Genomic DNA, 1,563 nt, shown 5'->3' with positions numbered 1-1,563 from the left:
ATGGACCTTTTATTGTTGCTATTAATAAGATTGTTTAACCAGGTGCTGATCCTCAGCGTATTATGACTGAAGTATCTGAACTTGGACTTATGCCTGAAGAATGGGGTGGAGATGTTCCTTATGTAAACATTTCAGCTAAAAAGGGTATTGGTATCGATGAATTATTAGAAACAGTTACAGTTGTAGCTGAACTTGCTGAATTAAAAGCAAATCCAAAGCGTATGGCTTATGGTAGTGTTATTGAAGGCCGTCTTGATAAGGGTAGAGGACCAGTTGCGACTTTATTAATTCAGAATGGTACTTTAAGAAGTGGTAACCCAATTGTTGTTGGTGCGACTTATGGTCGTGTCAGACAGTTAGTTGATGATCGTGGACGTGAAATTAAATCTGCAGGTCCTGCAACTCCAGTAGAAATTACTGGTTTAAATGATGTGCCTGAAGCAGGTGATAAGTTCATGGTATTTGAAACTGAAAGAGAAGCGAGACATGTCGGTGAAGAACGTGCTCAGAAGAAGATTGAAGAAGAAAGAAACTCTACTTCAGCAATGAGTCTTGATGATTTATTCTCACAGATGAAGTCTGGTGAAGTCGTTGACTTAAATATCATTGTTAAAGCTGACGTAAATGGTACTGCAGAAGCAGTTAAGAGTTCATTAGAAAAGATTGATGTAGAAGGTGCAAGAGTGAACGTTATCCGTTCTACTGTTGGTGCTATTTCTGAATCTGATATCCTTCTTGCAAGTGCTTCTAAGGCAATTATTTATGGTTTCAATGTAAGACCAGATGCTAATGTACGTCGTAAAGCAGATGAAGAAGGTGTAGAAATCCGTTTACACCAGGTAATCTATAAGATGGTTGAAGAAATTGAAGCAGCCATGAAGGGTATGCTTGCTCCTGAAATGGAAGAAGTTGTTACTGGTCAGGCTGAAATCAGACATATTTATAAGGTTTCTAAGATTGGTAATATCGCTGGATGTTATGTAACAGATGGTTCTATTAAGAGAGATTGTGGTATCAGATTAATTCGTGAAGGTATCATTGTTTATGAAGGTAAGCTTGCTTCATTAAAGCGTTTCAAGGATGATGCGAAGGAAGTTAACCAGGGCTATGAATGTGGTTTAACTATCGAAAACTATAACGATATCAAAGAAGGCGATATCGTTGAAGGATATGTTATGCAGGAAGTTGAAGGTTAATTTATGGCTTCATTAAAAGTTGATAAAATGAATCATTATATCATGAAGGAATTATCATTAATTCTTCGTGATGAAGTAAAAGATCCAGCATTACGTATGTGTACTGTTACTTCAGTGAGCTGTACAAATGATATGTCTGTCGCAAAGGTTTATGTGACATTCATGAAGAATCAGGGTAAAGGTCTTCAAGCATTAGATAGATGTAAAGGTTTTATCCGTTCACAGCTTGCGAGAAGATTAAAAATTAGAAAATGTCCTGAATTAATCTTCAAGGTAGATGAATCATTAGAATATGGTAATCGTATTGAAGAATTAATTAAGAACTTACACTAAGAGTCTCTATCAAGAGGCTCTTTTTTTATTAAAG

At 36.3% G+C, this 1,563-nt stretch carries 1 protein-coding gene and 1 pseudogene; both read left to right on the top strand.

Features of this window, described 5'->3' with window-relative positions; genetic code table 11:
- Positions 1-1,196, top strand: a pseudogene (gene infB / locus ACT8VG_RS11105) (translation initiation factor IF-2); the annotation flags it as partial.
- A 3-nt stretch (positions 1,197-1,199) separates the two neighbouring features.
- Positions 1,200-1,529, top strand: a complete 330-nt coding sequence (gene rbfA, locus ACT8VG_RS11100; protein WP_117458055.1) for a 30S ribosome-binding factor RbfA — start codon at positions 1,200-1,202, stop codon at positions 1,527-1,529.
- Positions 1,530-1,563 lie beyond the last annotated feature (34 nt).

The sequence above is a fragment of the Catenibacterium sp. genome (assembly GCF_052354645.1).
Taxonomy (GTDB): domain Bacteria; phylum Bacillota_I; class Bacilli_A; order Erysipelotrichales; family Coprobacillaceae; genus Catenibacterium; species Catenibacterium mitsuoka_A.
Note: the sequence above shows the minus strand (reverse complement) of the source record. Positions and strands in the feature narration are given on the sequence as shown.

What these genes read in the sequence shown, in the direction of transcription:
- rbfA (WP_117458055.1), top strand. Translation starts at nt 1,200, where the DNA reads ATGGCTTCATTAAAAGTTGATAAAATGAATCATTATATCATGAAGGAA.